This is a genomic window from Stenotrophomonas sp. YJH_SMC_36 (genome assembly GCF_059369935.1).
In genome coordinates, this window is record NZ_JCAFTD010000013.1 from 1 (window position 1) to 16,533 (window position 16,533).

At 63.7% G+C, this 16,533-nt stretch carries 13 protein-coding genes and 1 tRNA gene; all 14 read left to right on the plus strand.

Going from position 1 to position 16,533, the window contains the following annotated elements; translation table 11 throughout:
* Positions 1 to 141, plus strand: a 141-nt coding sequence (locus AC5P76_RS18500; protein ID WP_495206049.1) for an EF-Tu C-terminal domain-related protein, incomplete at its 5' end; no start/stop codon positions are given.
* Positions 142 to 244: 103 nt separating this feature from the next.
* Positions 245 to 320 (plus strand) — tRNA-Trp (locus AC5P76_RS18505).
* A 48-nt stretch (positions 321 to 368) separates the two neighbouring features.
* Positions 369 to 782: a preprotein translocase subunit SecE gene (gene secE, locus AC5P76_RS18510; RefSeq protein ID WP_053519951.1), complete on the plus strand. Its 414-nt coding sequence runs from the start codon at positions 369 to 371 to the stop codon at positions 780 to 782.
* 10 nt (positions 783 to 792) lie between these two features.
* Positions 793 to 1,356 (plus strand): transcription termination/antitermination protein NusG, encoded by a 564-nt coding sequence (nusG, locus tag AC5P76_RS18515; protein WP_053519952.1) that lies wholly within the window; start codon positions 793 to 795, stop codon positions 1,354 to 1,356.
* A gap of 231 nt (positions 1,357 to 1,587) precedes the next feature.
* The gene (gene rplK / locus AC5P76_RS18520) at positions 1,588 to 2,016 is read left to right on the plus strand and encodes a 50S ribosomal protein L11 (RefSeq protein WP_004145248.1); all 429 of its coding nucleotides are present in this window, start codon (positions 1,588 to 1,590) and stop codon (positions 2,014 to 2,016) included.
* A gap of 4 nt (positions 2,017 to 2,020) precedes the next feature.
* Entirely contained in the window at positions 2,021 to 2,719 is a 699-nt protein-coding gene (gene rplA / locus AC5P76_RS18525) for a 50S ribosomal protein L1 (RefSeq protein ID WP_004154350.1), read from the plus strand.
* A gap of 389 nt (positions 2,720 to 3,108) precedes the next feature.
* Positions 3,109 to 3,639, plus strand: coding sequence for a 50S ribosomal protein L10 (rplJ, locus tag AC5P76_RS18530; RefSeq protein WP_053519953.1), 531 nt, complete (start codon positions 3,109 to 3,111; stop codon positions 3,637 to 3,639).
* Positions 3,640 to 3,702: 63 nt separating this feature from the next.
* Entirely contained in the window at positions 3,703 to 4,071 is a 369-nt protein-coding gene (gene rplL, locus AC5P76_RS18535) for a 50S ribosomal protein L7/L12 (protein WP_053519954.1), read from the plus strand.
* 321 nt (positions 4,072 to 4,392) lie between these two features.
* Complete coding sequence (gene rpoB, locus AC5P76_RS18540) at positions 4,393 to 8,547, plus strand: DNA-directed RNA polymerase subunit beta (protein ID WP_053519955.1); 4,155 nt, start codon at positions 4,393 to 4,395, stop codon at positions 8,545 to 8,547.
* Between the two features lie 89 nt (positions 8,548 to 8,636).
* Entirely contained in the window at positions 8,637 to 12,860 is a 4,224-nt protein-coding gene (gene rpoC / locus AC5P76_RS18545; RefSeq protein WP_053519956.1) for a DNA-directed RNA polymerase subunit beta', read from the plus strand.
* Positions 12,861 to 13,193: 333 nt separating this feature from the next.
* On the plus strand, positions 13,194 to 13,568 hold the full coding sequence (gene rpsL / locus AC5P76_RS18550) for a 30S ribosomal protein S12 (RefSeq protein ID WP_004145320.1): 375 nt from the start codon (positions 13,194 to 13,196) through the stop codon (positions 13,566 to 13,568).
* A 12-nt stretch (positions 13,569 to 13,580) separates the two neighbouring features.
* Entirely contained in the window at positions 13,581 to 14,054 is a 474-nt protein-coding gene (rpsG, locus tag AC5P76_RS18555) for a 30S ribosomal protein S7 (protein WP_495222806.1), read from the plus strand.
* A gap of 138 nt (positions 14,055 to 14,192) precedes the next feature.
* A complete protein-coding gene (fusA, locus tag AC5P76_RS18560; RefSeq protein ID WP_049470847.1) occupies positions 14,193 to 16,334 on the plus strand; it encodes an elongation factor G in 2,142 nt (713 codons plus the stop codon).
* Between the two features lie 52 nt (positions 16,335 to 16,386).
* On the plus strand, positions 16,387 to 16,533 hold a 147-nt coding region (locus AC5P76_RS18565; RefSeq protein ID WP_495206207.1), incomplete at its 3' end, for a GTP-binding protein.

The window sequence follows — 16,533 nt, forward strand, 5'->3', positions numbered from 1 at the left end:
GAAATGGTGATGCCGGGTGACAACGTCAAGATGACCGTGACCCTGATCAACCCGGTCGCGATGGACGAAGGCCTGCGCTTCGCCATCCGCGAAGGTGGCCGCACCGTCGGCGCCGGCGTGGTCTCGAAGATCATCAAGTAAGCCTGCAGTACCGGCGGTTGCATAGCGCTGCCGGTCGCGCGAGTGGCGGGCCGGGAACCTCGGTCCGCCTTCGCCGTCTAAGGGAAGGCAAGTTTCAAAACGTACGCCAGTAGCTCAATTGGCAGAGCAGCGGTCTCCAAAACCGCAGGTTGGGGGTTCGAGTCCCTCCTGGCGTGCCATCTGCCCACCTTATCCAGCGGCTCTTGCCGCTAAAGCAGACACACCGGATGAATAGCAAGATCGAACATTCCAAGGACACCTCCGCCAGCGGTGGAGATATCGTCAAGTACGTTGCCGCATCCCTGCTGGTGCTGGCGGGTCTGTTCGTCTGGTTCTGGTTCTCCGCCGACTCCGGTCGCGCCGCCCAGCTGGGCGCGTGGGCGGGTCAGCTGCGTGCGTTGGCGGTCGTGGTCGGTCTGGTTGGCGGTATCGGCGTGTTCATGCTGACCGGCAAGGGGCGCGACACCCGCGAATTCCTCTCCGAGTCGCGCTTCGAACTGCGCAAGGTGGTCTGGCCGACGCGCCAGGAGGCCGTTCGCATGACCTGGGTCGTGATTGTCGTGGTGCTCATCCTCAGCCTGCTGCTGGGTGGCTTCGACTTCCTGATCCAGAAACTGACTCAGTGGTTCCTGAGCCGCTAAGGAGAATTGCATGAAGCGTTGGTACGTCGTTCACGCCTATTCGGGCTTCGAGAAGTCGGTGGCGCAGGCTCTGCGTGATCGCATCGTCCGTGATGGCATGGAAGAGCGCTTCGGCGACGTCCTGGTTCCGACCGAGGAAGTGATCGAAATGCGCGCCGGCCAGAAGCGCCGGTCCGAGCGCAAGTTCTTCCCGGGTTACGTGCTGGTCCAGATCGAGACCCACGAAGAGGCCGGTATTCCGCGCATCGACAACGAAAGCTGGCACCTGGTCAAGGAAACCCCGCGCGTGATGGGCTTCATCGGCGGTACCGCCGATCGTCCGCTGCCGATCGCCGATTCCGAAGCCGAGTCCATCCTGAACCGCGTTCAGGAAGGTGTCGAGAAGCCGCGTCCGAAGGTGCTGTTCGAGCCGGGCCAGATGGTCCGCGTCACCGATGGCCCGTTCAACGATTTCAATGGTGTGGTCGAAGAAGTCAACTACGAGAAGAGCCGTCTGCGCGTCTCGGTGCTGATCTTCGGTCGTGCCACCCCGGTCGAGCTCGAGTTCGGCCAGGTCGAGAAGCAGACCGGCTGATGCCCGGTGATGCTGCCGGCCACGGGCTGGCAGCCTTCAGGTCGCCCTCCCTGTTCAGACAGGGCGCCCAAAATCTGATATAGTGCGCGGCTCCCCGCTGGGAAGCCAGCAGGACGAGGCCACCGCAAGGTGGCCTTCGGCATGATTTCAAAACGCGATGCCGGGACGCGTGATTCCCGGTCCGATGGGGAGCCTGTTGTCGAAAGGCGCTAGCACCCGGAGAGTACTCACATGGCAAAGAAAGTTGTCGGTTACATCAAGCTGCAGGTGAAGGCCGGTCAGGCCAACCCCTCGCCGCCGGTCGGTCCTGCGCTGGGTCAGCGCGGCCTGAACATCATGGAATTCTGCAAGGCGTTCAACGCTGCCACGCAGAAGCTCGAGCCGGGTCTGCCGGTTCCGGTGATCATCACGGCCTATTCGGACCGTACGTTCACCTTCATCACCAAGAGCACCCCGGCCACCACCCTGCTGAAGAAGGCCGCTGGCATCTCGTCGGGCTCCAAGCGCCCGAACACCGAGAAGGTCGGCAAGGTCACCCGTAAGCAGCTGGAAGAGATCGCCAAGGCGAAGGAACCGGATCTGACTGCCGCCGACCTGGACGCCGCCGTGCGTACCATCGCTGGCTCTGCCCGTTCCATGGGCCTCGTGGTGGAGGGTTAAGAAGATGGCACAGACCAAGCGTGAGAAGGCCATCAAGGCCGCCGTCGTTCCGGGCAAGGCTTACGCCTTCGAGGACGCGATCAACATCCTGAAGAGCGCCACCAAGGCCAAGTTCGTCGAGTCGATCGACGTTGCTGTGCGCCTGGGCGTCGACGCGAAGAAGTCCGACCAGCAGGTCCGTGGCTCCACCGTCCTGCCGGCCGGTACCGGCAAGTCGGTCCGCGTTGCCGTGTTCGCTCCGGCCGGTGCCAAGGCTGATGAAGCCCTGGCCGCTGGCGCCGAAGCCGTCGGCATGGATGACCTGGCCGAGAAGATGCAGGCCGGCGATCTGAACTACGACGTCGTCATCGCGACCCCGGACGCCATGCGCGTTGTCGGTAAGCTGGGCACCGTGCTGGGCCCGCGCGGCCTGATGCCGAACCCGAAGGTCGGCACCGTTTCCCCGAACCCGGGTGAAGCCGTGAAGAACGCCAAGTCGGGCCAGGTCCGTTACCGCACCGACAAGGCTGGCATCATCCACTGCACCATCGGCAAGGCCGACTTCGCCGAAGACGCGCTGAAGTCGAACCTGACCGCGCTGCTGCTGGACCTGATCAAGGCCAAGCCGGCCACCTCGAAGGGCACCTACCTGCAGAAGGTTTCGGTCAGCTCGACGATGGGCCCGGGCGTCACCGTCGACCAGTCGTCGCTGACCCTGAAGTAATTGTTTCAAGCGGTCACGGTACTTTCGGGTGCCGTGGCCGTGACATTTGAAGGCATCGCAGGCAGCCCACCGCCTGCGGTAGCCGTCAAAGACCGCAGGCGCGGTCGTGGCAGGGCCGGCGACGGGCACGGAAGCTCGATATGGCAGGGAGTCGCCGCCGGAACAGTCATGAACGCTTAATCGATTCCCCGGAATCACCCTGCGTAGATGGTGCCCTTCTGGAGTTTTTCTGGTTCACGCACGTCTGGGTTTCCCAGGTTGGCCCACTCCAGGTCTAGAACGGCCCACCCCCCCGGAACATCATCCTGGTGTTCCCGGCGTCCAGGACGGATGCCGCACAGGACCGCACACGGCAGGAGCCGTAAGCGGAGTTCAATTGGAGGAGTGCAATGGCTCTCAATCTGTCCCAGAAGCAAGAAGTAGTCGCCGAGCTGGCAGACGTCGCCGCCAAGGCCCACTCCTTGATCGCAGCCGAATACGCTGGCACCACGGTCGCCCAGATGACCGCGATGCGCAAGCAGGCTCGTGAAACCGGTGTTTTCTTGAAGGTTGTCAAGAACACCCTGGCTTCGCGCGCCGTTGAAGGCACCGAGTTCGCCGTGGCCCAGGACCAGATGGTTGGTCCGCTGCTGTACGCGTTCTCGCTCGAGGAGCCCGGCGCTGCCGGTCGCCTGATCAAGGAAGCCGCCAAGGGCAACGACAAGCTGAAGGCTAAGGTCGTCGCCATCGGTGGCGAAGTGTTCCCGGCAAGCCACGTCGACGTGCTGGCCTCGCTGCCGACCCGCGATCAGGCCCTGGCCATGCTGGCCCGCGTCCTGACCGAGCCGGTCACGATGTTCGCCCGCGCCATCAAGGCTGTTGGCGAGAAGCAGGGTGGTGGCGAAACCGCCGCTGCCGAGCCGGCCGCCGAGACCGCCTGAGTTTCGACTTACCGTGGTTCCTGACGGAACCTCAACCCAGAAAATCATCCAAAGGTATTAATCATGTCCCTTACCAACGAACAGATCGTCGACGCCATCGCCGAGAAGTCCCTGATGGAAGTGATGGAGCTGGTCAAGGCCATCGAAGAGAAGTTCGGCGTCTCCGCCGCTGCTCCGGTTGCCGTGGCTGCTGCCGCTGGCCCGGCCGCTGCTGTTGAAGAGCAGACCGAGTTCACCGTCACCCTGAAGTCGGCCGGCGAGAAGAAGGTCGAAGTCATCAAGGCCGTCCGCGCCATCACCGGCCTGGGCCTGAAGGAAGCGAAGGACCTGGCCGAAGCCGGTGGCGTCCTGAAGGAAGGCGCTTCGAAGGACGACGCCGAGAAGATGAAGAAGGACCTGGAAGCTGCTGGCGCGACTGTCGAAGTCAAGTAAGCACTTCCTTTGCATCGTCATCGATTCTCGGCGATGCAGCCAAGGCTGGGGGCGTAAGCCCCCGGCCTTTGGTCGTTGTTGCAGGCCCGCGTACTGCGCGGGTGGAATCAGGCGGTAGAAAGCCCAACACGGGCTGCGGTCAAATCCCGGCACGCCCGCGCATCGCGCGGCAGCAGGGAAGTAGATGCAGACGAGTTGGCAGTTGGAAGTAGCGGGAGAAGGCGTGCTGGTGCCGGCAATACCAGCGACTTCCAACTGACAATTTCAAAGTTCCCTTCAGGGTCGTGGACGCACGGCCCGCACAACAAGGTGGAAGACCTCATGACGTCCTATTCGTTCACCGAAAAGAAGCGTATCCGCAAGGATTTCGGCAAGCAGCGCTCGATTCTCGAAGTGCCGTTCCTGCTCGCGATCCAGGTGGATTCCTACCGTGATTTCCTGCAGGAGAACATCGATCCGGCCAAGCGTGCCGATCATGGCCTGCACGCCGCGCTGAAGTCGGTCTTCCCGATCGCCAGCTACAGCGGCAATGCCGCCCTGGAGTACGTCGGCTACAAGCTGGGCGAGCCGGTCTTCGACGAACGTGAATGCCGTCAGCGCGGCATGAGCTACGGCGCTCCGCTGCGCGTGACCGTGCGCCTGGTGATCTACGACCGCGAGTCGTCGACCAAGGCCATCAAGTACGTGAAGGAGCAGGAGGTCTATCTGGGCGAAATCCCGCTGATGACCGAGAACGGCACCTTCATCGTCAACGGCACCGAGCGCGTCATCGTCTCGCAGCTGCACCGCTCGCCGGGCGTGTTCTTCGACCACGACCGCGGCAAGACCCACAGCTCGGGCAAGCTGTTGTACAGCGCCCGCATCATCCCCTACCGCGGTTCCTGGCTGGACTTCGAGTTCGACCCGAAGGACGCGCTGTTCACCCGTATCGACCGCCGCCGCAAGCTGCCGGTGTCGATCCTGCTGCGCGCGCTTGGCTACAGCAACGAAGAGATGCTGGCCGAGTTCTTCGAGATCAACACCTTCCACATCAACCCGGATGAAGGCGTCCAGCTGGAGCTGGTGCCGGAGCGCCTGCGTGGCGAAACCCTGGGCTTCGACCTCGCCGACGGCGACAAGGTCATCGTGGAAGCCGGCAAGCGCATCACCGCGCGCCACATCAAGCAGCTGGAAGCCTCGGGCATTGCGGCCCTGGCCGTGCCGGACGACTACCTGGTCGGCCGCATCCTGTCGCACGACGTGGTTGATGCCTCGACCGGCGAACTGCTGGCCCAGGCCAATGACGAGATCAGCGAAGAGCAGCTGCAGAACTTCCGCAAGGCAGGCGTCGATGCGGTCGGTACCCTGTGGGTGAACGACCTGGATCGTGGTCCGTACCTGTCCAACACCCTGCGCATCGATCCGACCAAGACCCAGCTGGAAGCACTGGTCGAGATCTACCGCATGATGCGTCCGGGCGAGCCGCCGACCAAGGACGCCGCGCAGAACCTGTTCCACAACCTGTTCTTCACCTTCGAGCGCTACGACCTGTCCGCGGTCGGCCGCATGAAGTTCAACCGTCGCGTGGGCCGCAAGGAAACCACCGGCGAAGCCGTGCTGTACGACAGCAAGTACTTCGGTGAGCGCAACGACGAAGAGTCCAAGCGCCTGGTCGCTGCCCATGGCGACAGCTCCGACATCCTGGACGTGATCAAGGTCCTGACCGAGATCCGCAATGGTCGCGGCGTGGTCGACGACATCGATCACCTGGGCAACCGTCGCGTGCGTTCGGTCGGTGAAATGGCCGAGAACGTGTTCCGCGTCGGCCTGGTCCGCGTCGAGCGCGCGGTCAAGGAACGCCTGTCGATGGCCGAGTCCGAAGGCCTGACGCCGCAGGAACTGATCAACGCCAAGCCGGTCGCTGCCGCCATCAAGGAGTTCTTCGGCTCCTCGCAGCTGTCGCAGTTCATGGATCAGAACAACCCGCTGTCGGAAGTGACCCACAAGCGTCGCGTCTCGGCCCTGGGCCCGGGCGGCCTGACCCGTGAGCGCGCCGGCTTCGAAGTGCGCGACGTGCACCCGACCCACTACGGCCGCGTCTGCACCATCGAAACGCCGGAAGGCCCGAACATCGGTCTGATCAACTCGCTGGCCGTGTACGCCCGCACCAACCAGTACGGTTTCCTCGAGACCCCGTACCGCAAGGTCGTGGACGGCAAGGTCTCCGACGAGATCGAGTTCCTGTCGGCGATCGAGGAAAACGAGTACGTCATCGCCCAGGCCAACGCCCTGACCGATGCCAAGAGCATGCTGACCGAGCAGTTCGTGCCGTGCCGCTACCAGGGCGAGTCGCTGCTGAAGCCGCCGGCGGAGGTCCACTTCATGGACGTCTCGCCGATGCAGACCGTGTCGATCGCGGCCGCGCTGGTGCCGTTCCTGGAGCACGATGACGCCAACCGCGCACTGATGGGCGCGAACATGCAGCGTCAGGCCGTGCCGACCCTGCGTTCGCAGAAGCCGCTGGTCGGCACCGGCATCGAGCGCGCCGTGGCGCGTGACTCCGGTGTGACCGTGAACGCCCGTCGTGGCGGTGAGATCGTGCAGATCGACGCTGCCCGCATCGTGGTCAAGGTGGTCGAGGAAGAGATCGTCGGTGCCACCGACGCCGGCGTCGACATCTACAACCTGGTCAAGTACACCCGTTCCAACCAGAACACCTGCATCAACCAGCGTCCGCTGGTCCAGGTGGGTGACGTCATCGCCCGCGGCGACGTGCTGGCCGACGGTCCGTCCACCGACATCGGCGAACTGGCCCTGGGCCAGAACATGCTGATCGCGTTCATGCCGTGGAACGGCTACAACTTCGAAGACTCCATCCTGCTCTCCGAGCGCGTGGTGGAAGAGGATCGCTACACCACGATCCACATCGAAGAGCTGACCTGCGTCGCGCGCGACACCAAGCTGGGGCCGGAGGAAATCTCCGCTGACATCCCGAACGTTTCCGAGCAGGCGCTGAACCGCCTGGACGAGAGCGGCGTGGTGTACATCGGTGCGGAAGTCCGCGCCGGCGACATCCTGGTCGGCAAGGTCACGCCGAAGGGCGAGAGCCAGCTGACCCCGGAAGAGAAGCTGCTGCGCGCGATCTTCGGCGAGAAGGCTTCGGACGTTAAGGACAGCTCGCTGCGCGTTCCGCCGGGCATGGACGGCACCGTCATCGACGTGCAGGTCTTCACCCGCGACGGCATCGAGAAGGACAAGCGTGCGCGCCAGATCGAAGAGTCGGAGATCAAGCGCGTCAAGAAGGACTTCGACGACCAGTTCCGCATCCTGGAAGCCGCCATCTACATGCGTCTGCGTTCGCAGATCGTCGGCAAGGTGGTCAACGGCGGTGCCGGCCTGAAGAAGGGTGACGTCATCACCGACGCGTACCTGGACGGCCTGAAGAAGGCTGACTGGTTCGTGCTGCGCATGAAGGACGAGGACGCTTCGGAAGCCATCGAGCGCGCCCAGAAGCAGATCCAGGCGCACGAGAAGGAATTCGAGCGTCGCTTCGCCGACAAGCGCGGCAAGATCACCGCAGGCGACGACCTGGCTCCGGGCGTGCTGAAGATGGTCAAGGTGTTCCTGGCCGTGAAGCGCCGCATCCAGCCGGGCGACAAGATGGCGGGTCGCCACGGCAACAAGGGTGTTGTGTCCAACGTGGTGCCGGTCGAGGACATGCCGTACATGGCCTCGGGCGAAACCGTGGACATCGTGCTGAACCCGCTGGGCGTGCCGTCGCGTATGAACATCGGCCAGATCCTGGAAGTGCACCTGGGTTGGGCCGCCAAGGGCCTGGGCCGCAAGATCCAGGCGATGCTGGAAGCCCAGGCGGCCGTTGCCGACCTGCGCCGGTTCCTGGACGACATCTACAACCACGATGACACCAACGTGGCCAACCGTGTCGACCTGTCGCAGTTCAGCGACGAGGAGCTGCTGCGCCTGGCCCGTAACCTCACCGACGGCGTGCCGATGGCCACCCCGGTGTTCGACGGTGCCACCGAAGCGGAAATCAAGCGCATGCTGGAACTGGCCGATCTGCCGAGCAGTGGCCAGACCCAGCTGTACGACGGCCGCACCGGTGAAGCGTTCGATCGCCACACCACCGTGGGTTACATGCACTACCTGAAGCTGAACCACCTGGTCGACGACAAGATGCACGCGCGTTCGACCGGTCCGTACTCGCTCGTCACCCAGCAGCCGCTGGGCGGCAAGGCGCAGTTCGGTGGCCAGCGCTTCGGTGAAATGGAAGTCTGGGCGCTGGAAGCCTACGGCGCGGCCTACACCCTGCAGGAAATGCTGACGGTGAAGTCCGATGACGTGCAGGGCCGCAACCAGATGTACAAGAACATCGTCGACGGTGAGCACGAGATGGTCGCGGGCATGCCGGAATCCTTCAACGTGCTCGTGAAGGAAATCCGCTCGCTGGCCATCAACATGGAACTGGAAGACAACTGATCCATGCCGGCGCGGCGGCTCTCTCCGCCGCGCCGCTGGCAGTGACCTGAAAGCCCATCGACACAGCATTCCTCCTTCTGGAGAACACCATGAAAGACCTGCTCAATCTCTTCAACCAGCAGCGCCAGACGCTGGACTTCGACGCGATCAAGATCGCGCTGGCTTCGCCGGACCTGATCCGCTCGTGGTCCTTCGGCGAAGTGAAGAAGCCGGAAACCATCAATTACCGTACCTTCAAGCCGGAACGCGACGGCCTGTTCTGCGCCGCCATCTTCGGCCCGGTCAAGGACTACGAGTGCCTGTGCGGCAAGTACAAGCGCATGAAGCACCGCGGCGTGGTCTGCGAGAAGTGCGGCACTGAAGTGACCCTGGCCAAGGTGCGCCGCGAGCGCATGGGCCACATCGACCTGGCCTCGCCGGTCGCGCACATCTGGTTCCTCAAGTCGCTGCCGTCGCGCATCGGCCTGATGCTGGACATGACCCTGCGCGACATCGAGCGCGTGCTGTACTTCGAAGCCTACGTGGTGACCGAGCCGGGCCTGACCGCCCTGGAGCGCCGCCAGCTGCTGACCGAAGAACAGTACCTGCAGGCCCGCCAGGAGCACGGTGACGACTTCGACGCCGCCATGGGCGCCGAGGCCGTGTACGAACTGCTGCGCACGATCGACCTGCAGTCGGAGATGACCCGCCTGCGCGAGGAGATCGCCGCGACCGGTTCGGAAACCAAGCTGAAGCGACTGACCAAGCGCATCAAGCTGATCGAGGCCTTCCTGGAGTCGGGCAACCGTCCGGAATGGATGGTGATGACCGTGCTGCCGGTGCTGCCGCCGGACCTGCGTCCGCTGGTGCCGCTGGACGGTGGCCGCTTCGCGACCTCGGACCTGAACGACCTGTACCGTCGCGTCATCAACCGCAACAACCGCCTGCGCCGCCTGCTCGAACTGAGCGCGCCGGACATCATCGTGCGCAATGAAAAGCGCATGCTGCAGGAATCGGTCGATGCGCTGCTGGACAACGGTCGCCGTGGCCGTGCCATCACCGGCACCAACAAGCGCCCGCTGAAGTCGCTGGCCGACATGATCAAGGGCAAGCAGGGTCGCTTCCGTCAGAACCTGCTGGGCAAGCGCGTGGACTACTCGGGCCGTTCGGTCATCGTGGTCGGTCCGTACCTGCGCCTGCACCAGTGCGGCCTGCCGAAGAAGATGGCGCTGGAGCTGTTCAAGCCGTTCGTGTTCGCCAAGCTGCAGCGTCGTGGCCTGGCCACCACCATCAAGGCCGCCAAGAAGCTGGTCGAGCGCGAAGAAGCCGAAGTCTGGGACATCCTGGAAGAGGTCATCCGCGAGCATCCGGTGATGCTGAACCGCGCGCCGACCCTGCACCGTCTGGGCATCCAGGCGTTCGAGCCGGTGCTGATCGAAGGCAAGGCCATCCAGCTGCATCCGCTGGTCTGCACCGCGTTCAACGCCGACTTCGACGGTGACCAGATGGCCGTCCACGTGCCGCTCTCGCTGGAAGCCCAGCTGGAAGCGCGTGCGCTGATGATGTCGACCAACAACATCCTGTCGCCGGCCAACGGCGAGCCGATCATCGTGCCGTCGCAGGACGTCGTGCTGGGTCTGTACTACATGACCCGCTCGCTGGAAAACAAGAAGGGCGAGGGCATGGCCTTCGCCAACATCGCCGAAGTCAAGCGCGCCTACGACAACCGCGTGGTGGAACTGCACGCCAAGGTCAAGGTCCGCATCACCGAAGTGGTGACCGACGAGGAAGGCAACAAGCAGAACAAGACCTCGATCGTGGATACCACGATCGGTCGCGCCCTGCTGGCTGAAATCCTGCCGGAAGGCCTGCCGTTCGCGCTGGCCAACACCGAGCTGACCAAGAAGAACATCTCGCGCCTGATCAACTCCAGCTACCGTCAGCTGGGTCTGAAGGACACGGTCGTGTTCGCCGACAAGCTGATGTACACCGGCTTCGCCTACGCAACCCGCGCCGGCGTGTCGATCGGTATCGACGACATGCTGATCCCGGACGAAAAGCGCGGCATCCTCACCGAGGCCGAAGCCGAAGTGCTGGAAATCCAGGAGCAGTACCAGTCGGGTCTGGTCACCGCTGGCGAGCGCTACAACAAGGTGGTCGACATCTGGTCGCGCACCAACGAGCGCATCGCCAAGGCGATGATGGACACCATCGGTACCGAGAAGGTCGTCAATGCCAAGGGTGAGACCATCGATCAGAAGTCGATGAACTCGCTGTACATCATGGCCGACTCCGGTGCACGAGGCAGCCAGGCGCAGATCCGTCAGCTGGCCGGCATGCGCGGCCTGATGGCCCGCCCGGACGGCTCGATCATCGAGACGCCCATCAAGGCGAACTTCCGCGAAGGCCTGAACGTGCAGGAGTACTTCAACTCCACCCACGGTGCCCGTAAGGGTCTGGCCGATACCGCGCTGAAGACCGCGAACTCGGGTTACCTGACCCGTCGACTGGTCGACGTGGCGCAGGACGTGGTGATCACCGAGGTGGATTGCGGTACCACCGAAGGCCTGATCATGACCCCGATCGTGGAAGGCGGTGACGTGGTCGAGCCGCTGAAGGACCGCGTGCTGGGTCGCGTGGTTGCCGAGGACGTGTTCCTGCCGGGCAACGACGAAGATCCGATCGTCACCCGCAACACCCTGCTGGACGAGCAGTGGGTCGCCAAGCTGGAAGATGCCGGCGTGCAGAGCATCAAGGTGCGTTCGACGATTTCGTGCGAATCGGCCTTCGGTGTCTGCGCTCGCTGCTACGGCCGCGATCTGGCCCGTGGTCATCTGGTCAACATCGGTGAAGCGGTCGGCGTCATCGCCGCCCAGTCCATCGGTGAGCCGGGTACCCAGCTGACCATGCGTACCTTCCACATCGGTGGTGCGGCGTCGCGAGCTGCTGCGGTCGACAACATCACCGTCAAGACCACCGGCTCGGTCAAGTTCAGCAACCTCAAGTCGGTCGAGCATGCCAACGGCTCGCTGGTGGCAGTGTCGCGCTCGGGCGAAATCTCGGTGCTCGATGCCCACGGCCGTGAGCGTGAGCGTTACAAGCTGCCGTACGGTGCGACCATCACGTCCAAGGACGGCGATGCGATCAAGGCTGGCCAGACCGTGGCCAACTGGGATCCGCATAACCACCCGATCGTGTCGGAAGTGGCCGGCTTCATCCGCTTCATCGACTTCGTCGACGGCATCACCGTCATCGAGAAGACCGACGAGCTGACCGGCCTGGCCTCGCGCGAAATCACCGATCCGAAGCGTCGTGGTACCCAAGCCAAGGACCTGCGCCCGATCGTGCGCATCGTCGACGCCAAGGGCAACGACCTGTCGATCCCGGGCACCGATCTGCCGGCGCAGTACCTGCTGCCGCCGCGCTCGATCGTCAACCTGCAGGATGGCGCCCCGGTGGGCGTGGGTGACGTCGTCGCCAAGATCCCGCAGGAAGCCTCGAAGACCCGCGACATCACCGGTGGTCTGCCGCGCGTGGCCGACCTCTTCGAAGCGCGCAAGCCGAAGGATCCGGCGGTGCTGGCCGAGCGTTCGGGCATCATCAGCTTCGGCAAGGACACCAAGGGCAAGCAGCGCCTGATCATCAAGGACACCGATGGTTCGGAGCACGAAGAGCTGATTCCGAAGTACCGCCAGGTCATCGTGTTCGAAGGCGAGCATGTCACCAAGGGTGAAACCATCGTGGACGGCGAGCCGAGCCCGCAGGACATCCTGCGCCTGCTGGGTGTCGAACCGCTGGCGGCCTACCTGGTCAAGGAAATCCAGGACGTGTACCGCCTGCAGGGCGTGAAGATCAACGACAAGCACATCGAGGTGATCACCCGCCAGATGCTGCGCAAGGTCGAGATCACCGATCAGGGCAGCAGCAAGTTCCTGAACGGCGAGCAGGTCGAACGCCAGCGCGTTATCGAGGAGAATGCCCGCCTGTCGACCCGCAACGAGCTGCCGGCGCGGTTCGATCCGGTCCTGCTGGGCATCACCAAGGCCTCGCTGGCCACCGAGTCGTTCATCTCGGCGGCGTCGTTCCAGGAGACCACCCGCGTGCTGACCGAAGCGGCCGTGCGCGGCACCTCGGACAACCTGCGTGGCCTGAAGGAAAACGTCATCGTCGGCCGTCTGATTCCGGCCGGTACCGGTCTGGCGTACCACAGCCAGCGCCGTCGTGGCGCGTCCGGCCTCACCGAGTCGGAGATGCAGACCCTGGCCGGCACCCCGGCGGCGGTCGAGGCTCCGGCAGTGGAAGCCGAGACCGAACAGGCTGCGGGCGAGGAATGAGGTGACCGGTCCGGCCGCAAGGCCGGACCCACCTTTGCGGTAACGCCCGGGGACATGCCCGGGCGGGCTTGAAGGGCAGGGCGGCGCAGGCCGTCCGACCTGGCTGTAGCGGCAGGCGGCTCCATCCGTGGAGGGCCGGTCGAACCTGAACGGGGTACATGGAGGCCCCCCAGTAACGTTCCGGGATCAGGGACGGGCTTGACAGGACGCGTTTGACGTCGTTCCTGGCAGGTTGCTACAATCGTCTGTCTCAGCAGGCCAGAATTTTGGCCTGCTTTAACATTTCCGCATCTCTGGCCGGATTTTCCGGCCACCAATCAGAAGAACCTACTGATGGCGACGATCAACCAGCTGGTCCGCAAGCCGCGGCAAGCGACCACCTACAAGAGTGCCTCGCCGGCGCTCGACAAGTGCCCGCAGCGCCGTGGCGTCTGCACCCGTGTCTACACCACCACTCCGAAGAAGCCGAACTCGGCCCTTCGCAAGGTTGCCAAGGTCCGCCTGACCAACCAGGAAGAAGTGATTTCCTACATCGGTGGTGAAGGCCACAACCTGCAGGAGCACTCCGTGGTCCTGATCCGCGGCGGTCGCGTCAAGGACCTGCCGGGTGTGCGTTACCACACCGTTCGTGGCTCGCTCGACGCCGCCGGCGTTGCCAAGCGTCGCCAGGCCCGTTCCAAGTACGGCGCCAAGCGTCCGAAGGCCTAAGGAGAGAGCACTATGTCGCGTAAGGGTAATACTCCGCAGCGTTCCGTCCTGCCCGATCCGAAGCACGGAAGCGAAACCATCGCCCGCTTCATCAACATGGTCATGCAGAGCGGCAAGAAGTCCGTCGCCGAAAAGATCGTGTACGGCGCCATGGACGTGATCACCGAGAAGAACAGCAGCGCCAACGCCATCGAGCTGGTGCAGAAGGCGCTGGACAACGCCGCTCCGGCGGTCGAAGTCAAGTCGCGTCGCGTCGGCGGTGCCACCTACCAGGTGCCGGTCGAAGTGCGTGCCTCGCGCAAGATGGCTCTGGCCATGCGCTGGCTGATCGACTCCGCGCGCAAGCGTGGTGAGAACACCATGCCGAAGAAGCTGGCTGCTGAACTGATCGACGCCTCGGAAAACCGTGGTGGCGCCATCAAGAAGCGCGAAGAAACCCACCGCATGGCCGAAGCCAACAAGGCATTCGCCCACTACCGCTGGTGAGTTTGACGGCCTTGCAAAACAGGCAGGGCAGCACCACCTAGGTGCTGCCTCGCGGTCCCAGAAGGACTGCGCCAACCCGAAGGCCGCCGAAAGGCGGCGTTCGGCCATCCGAAATCCAAGAAATCTGAGAGGCTCCCCGTGGCCCGTTCCACTCCCATCGAGCGTTACCGTAACTTCGGCATCATGGCTCACATCGATGCCGGCAAGACCACCACGTCCGAGCGCATCCTGTTCTACACCGGCAAGAGCCACAAGATCGGTGAAGTGCATGACGGCGCCGCCACCATGGACTGGATGGAGCAGGAGCAGGAGCGTGGCATCACGATCCAGTCCGCTGCCACCACCGCGTTCTGGAAGGGCATGGACAAGTCCCTGCCGGAGCATCGCTTCAACATCATCGACACCCCCGGGCACGTCGACTTCACCATCGAAGTGGAGCGCTCGCTGCGCGTGCTCGACGGTGCGGTGTTCGTGCTGTGTGCCGTCGGTGGCGTGCAGCCGCAGTCGGAAACCGTGTGGCGCCAGGCCAACAAGTACCACGTGCCGCGCATCGCGTTCGTCAACAAGATGGACCGTACCGGTGCCAACTTCCAGAAGGTCGTCGGCCAGCTGAAGGCCAAGCTGGGCGCGGTTGCCGTGCCGATGCAGCTGCCGATCGGCGCTGAAGACAACTTCAAGGGCGTCGTCGACCTGCTGAAGATGAAGGCCATCCACTGGGATGAAGCCTCGCAGGGCATGAAGTTCGAGTACAGCGACATCCCGGCTGAACTGCAGGCAGCTGCTGAAGAAGCCCGCCAGTTCATGGTCGAGACCGCTGCCGAAGCCAGCGAAGAGCTGATGGAGAAGTACCTGGGCGGCGAAGAGCTGGCCGAGGCTGAAATCATCAACGCGCTGCGTACCCGCACCCTGGCCACCGAGATCGTGCCGATGTACTGCGGCTCGGCGTTCAAGAACAAGGGCGTGCAGGCCATGCTGGACGGCGTGATCCAGCTGCTGCCGTCGCCGGTCGATGTGCCGGACGTGAAGGGCGTGGACGTCGACGACGATACCGTCGAGATGACCCGCAAGTCGGATGACAAGGCGCCGTTCTCGTCGCTGGCCTTCAAGATCATCACCGACCCGTTCGTCGGCGCGCTGACCTTCTTCCGCGTCTACTCGGGCACGCTGAACGGTGGTGACACCGTGCTGAACTCGGTGAAGGGCAAGAAGGAGCGCATCGGCCGCATCCTGCAGATGCACTCGAACAACCGCGAGGAAATCAAGGAAGTTCTGGCGGGTGACATCGCTGCGGCCGTGGGCCTGAAGGACACCACCACCGGTGACACCCTGTGCGCCGTGGACGCCCCGATCATCCTGGAGCGCATGACGTTCCCGGAGCCGGTGATCTCGATGGCCGTCGAGCCGAAGACCAAGTCGGACCAGGAAAAGATGGGTCTGGCCCTGGGTCGTCTGGCGCAGGAAGATCCGTCGTTCCGCGTCAAGACCGACGAAGAATCCGGCCAGACCATCATCTCCGGCATGGGCGAGCTGCACCTGGACATCATCGTCGACCGCCTGAAGCGCGAGTTCAACGTTGAAGCCAACGTCGGTGCGCCGCAGGTGGCCTACCGCGAAACGATCACCCTGGCCGACGTCAAGTCGGACTACAAGCACGCCAAGCAGTCCGGTGGTAAGGGTCAGTACGGTCACGTCGTGATCGAGCTGTCGCCGATCACCGCTGAAGACCGTGCCGATCCGAAGCTGGCTCCGGCCATCAAGGACGACTTCCTGTTCATCAACGACATCACCGGCGGCGTGATCCCGAAGGAATTCATTCCGTCGGTCGAGAAGGGCCTGCGCGAAACCATCACCAGCGGCCCGCTGGCTGGCTTCCCGGTCGTGGACGTCAAGGTGAAGCTGGTGTTCGGTTCGTACCACGACGTCGACTCCTCGGAAATGGCGTTCAAGCTGGCTTCGTCGATGGCCTTCAAGCAGGGCTTCGCCAAGGCCAAGCCGGTGCTGCTGGAGCCGATCATGAAGGTCGAGATCGTGACCCCGGAGGATTACCAGGGTGACGTGATGGGCGACGTCAGCCGTCGTCGCGGCGTGCTGCAGGGTTCCGACACCACCGGTGACGGTTCGGCCAGCATCATCAACGCGATGATCCCGCTGGGTGAAATGTTCGGCTACGCCACTGCGCTGCGTTCGCAGACCCAGGGCCGCGCCACCTTCACCATGGAATTCGATCACTACGAGCCGGCTCCGACCAACATCGCCGAAGCCGTCATGAAGAAGGGCTGAGCCTCGCTCAGCCTCTCTTGAAACCACTTACGAACAATCAAGGTATATAACAATGGCAAAGGGTAAGTTCGAGCGCACCAAGCCGCACGTCAACGTCGGCACCATCGGTCACGTCGACCACGGCAAGACCACGCTGACCGCCGCGCTGACCAAGATCGGCGCCGAGCGCTTCGGTGGCGAGTTCAAGGCGTATGACGCC

Excerpts from the sequence above, each read along its gene's own strand:
- rpsL (WP_004145320.1), top strand. The coding sequence starts at position 13,194 with ATGGCGACGATCAACCAGCTGGTCCGCAAGCCGCGGCAAGCGACCACC.
- rplK (WP_004145248.1), top strand. The coding sequence starts at position 1,588 with ATGGCAAAGAAAGTTGTCGGTTACATCAAGCTGCAGGTGAAGGCCGGT.
- rpoB (WP_053519955.1), top strand. The coding sequence starts at position 4,393 with ATGACGTCCTATTCGTTCACCGAAAAGAAGCGTATCCGCAAGGATTTC.
- nusG (WP_053519952.1), top strand. The coding sequence starts at position 793 with ATGAAGCGTTGGTACGTCGTTCACGCCTATTCGGGCTTCGAGAAGTCG.
- rplL (WP_053519954.1), top strand. The coding sequence starts at position 3,703 with ATGTCCCTTACCAACGAACAGATCGTCGACGCCATCGCCGAGAAGTCC.
- rpoC (WP_053519956.1), top strand. The coding sequence starts at position 8,637 with ATGAAAGACCTGCTCAATCTCTTCAACCAGCAGCGCCAGACGCTGGAC.
- secE (WP_053519951.1), top strand. The coding sequence starts at position 369 with ATGAATAGCAAGATCGAACATTCCAAGGACACCTCCGCCAGCGGTGGA.
- rplJ (WP_053519953.1), top strand. The coding sequence starts at position 3,109 with ATGGCTCTCAATCTGTCCCAGAAGCAAGAAGTAGTCGCCGAGCTGGCA.
- rpsG (WP_495222806.1), top strand. The coding sequence starts at position 13,581 with ATGTCGCGTAAGGGTAATACTCCGCAGCGTTCCGTCCTGCCCGATCCG.
- rplA (WP_004154350.1), top strand. The coding sequence starts at position 2,021 with ATGGCACAGACCAAGCGTGAGAAGGCCATCAAGGCCGCCGTCGTTCCG.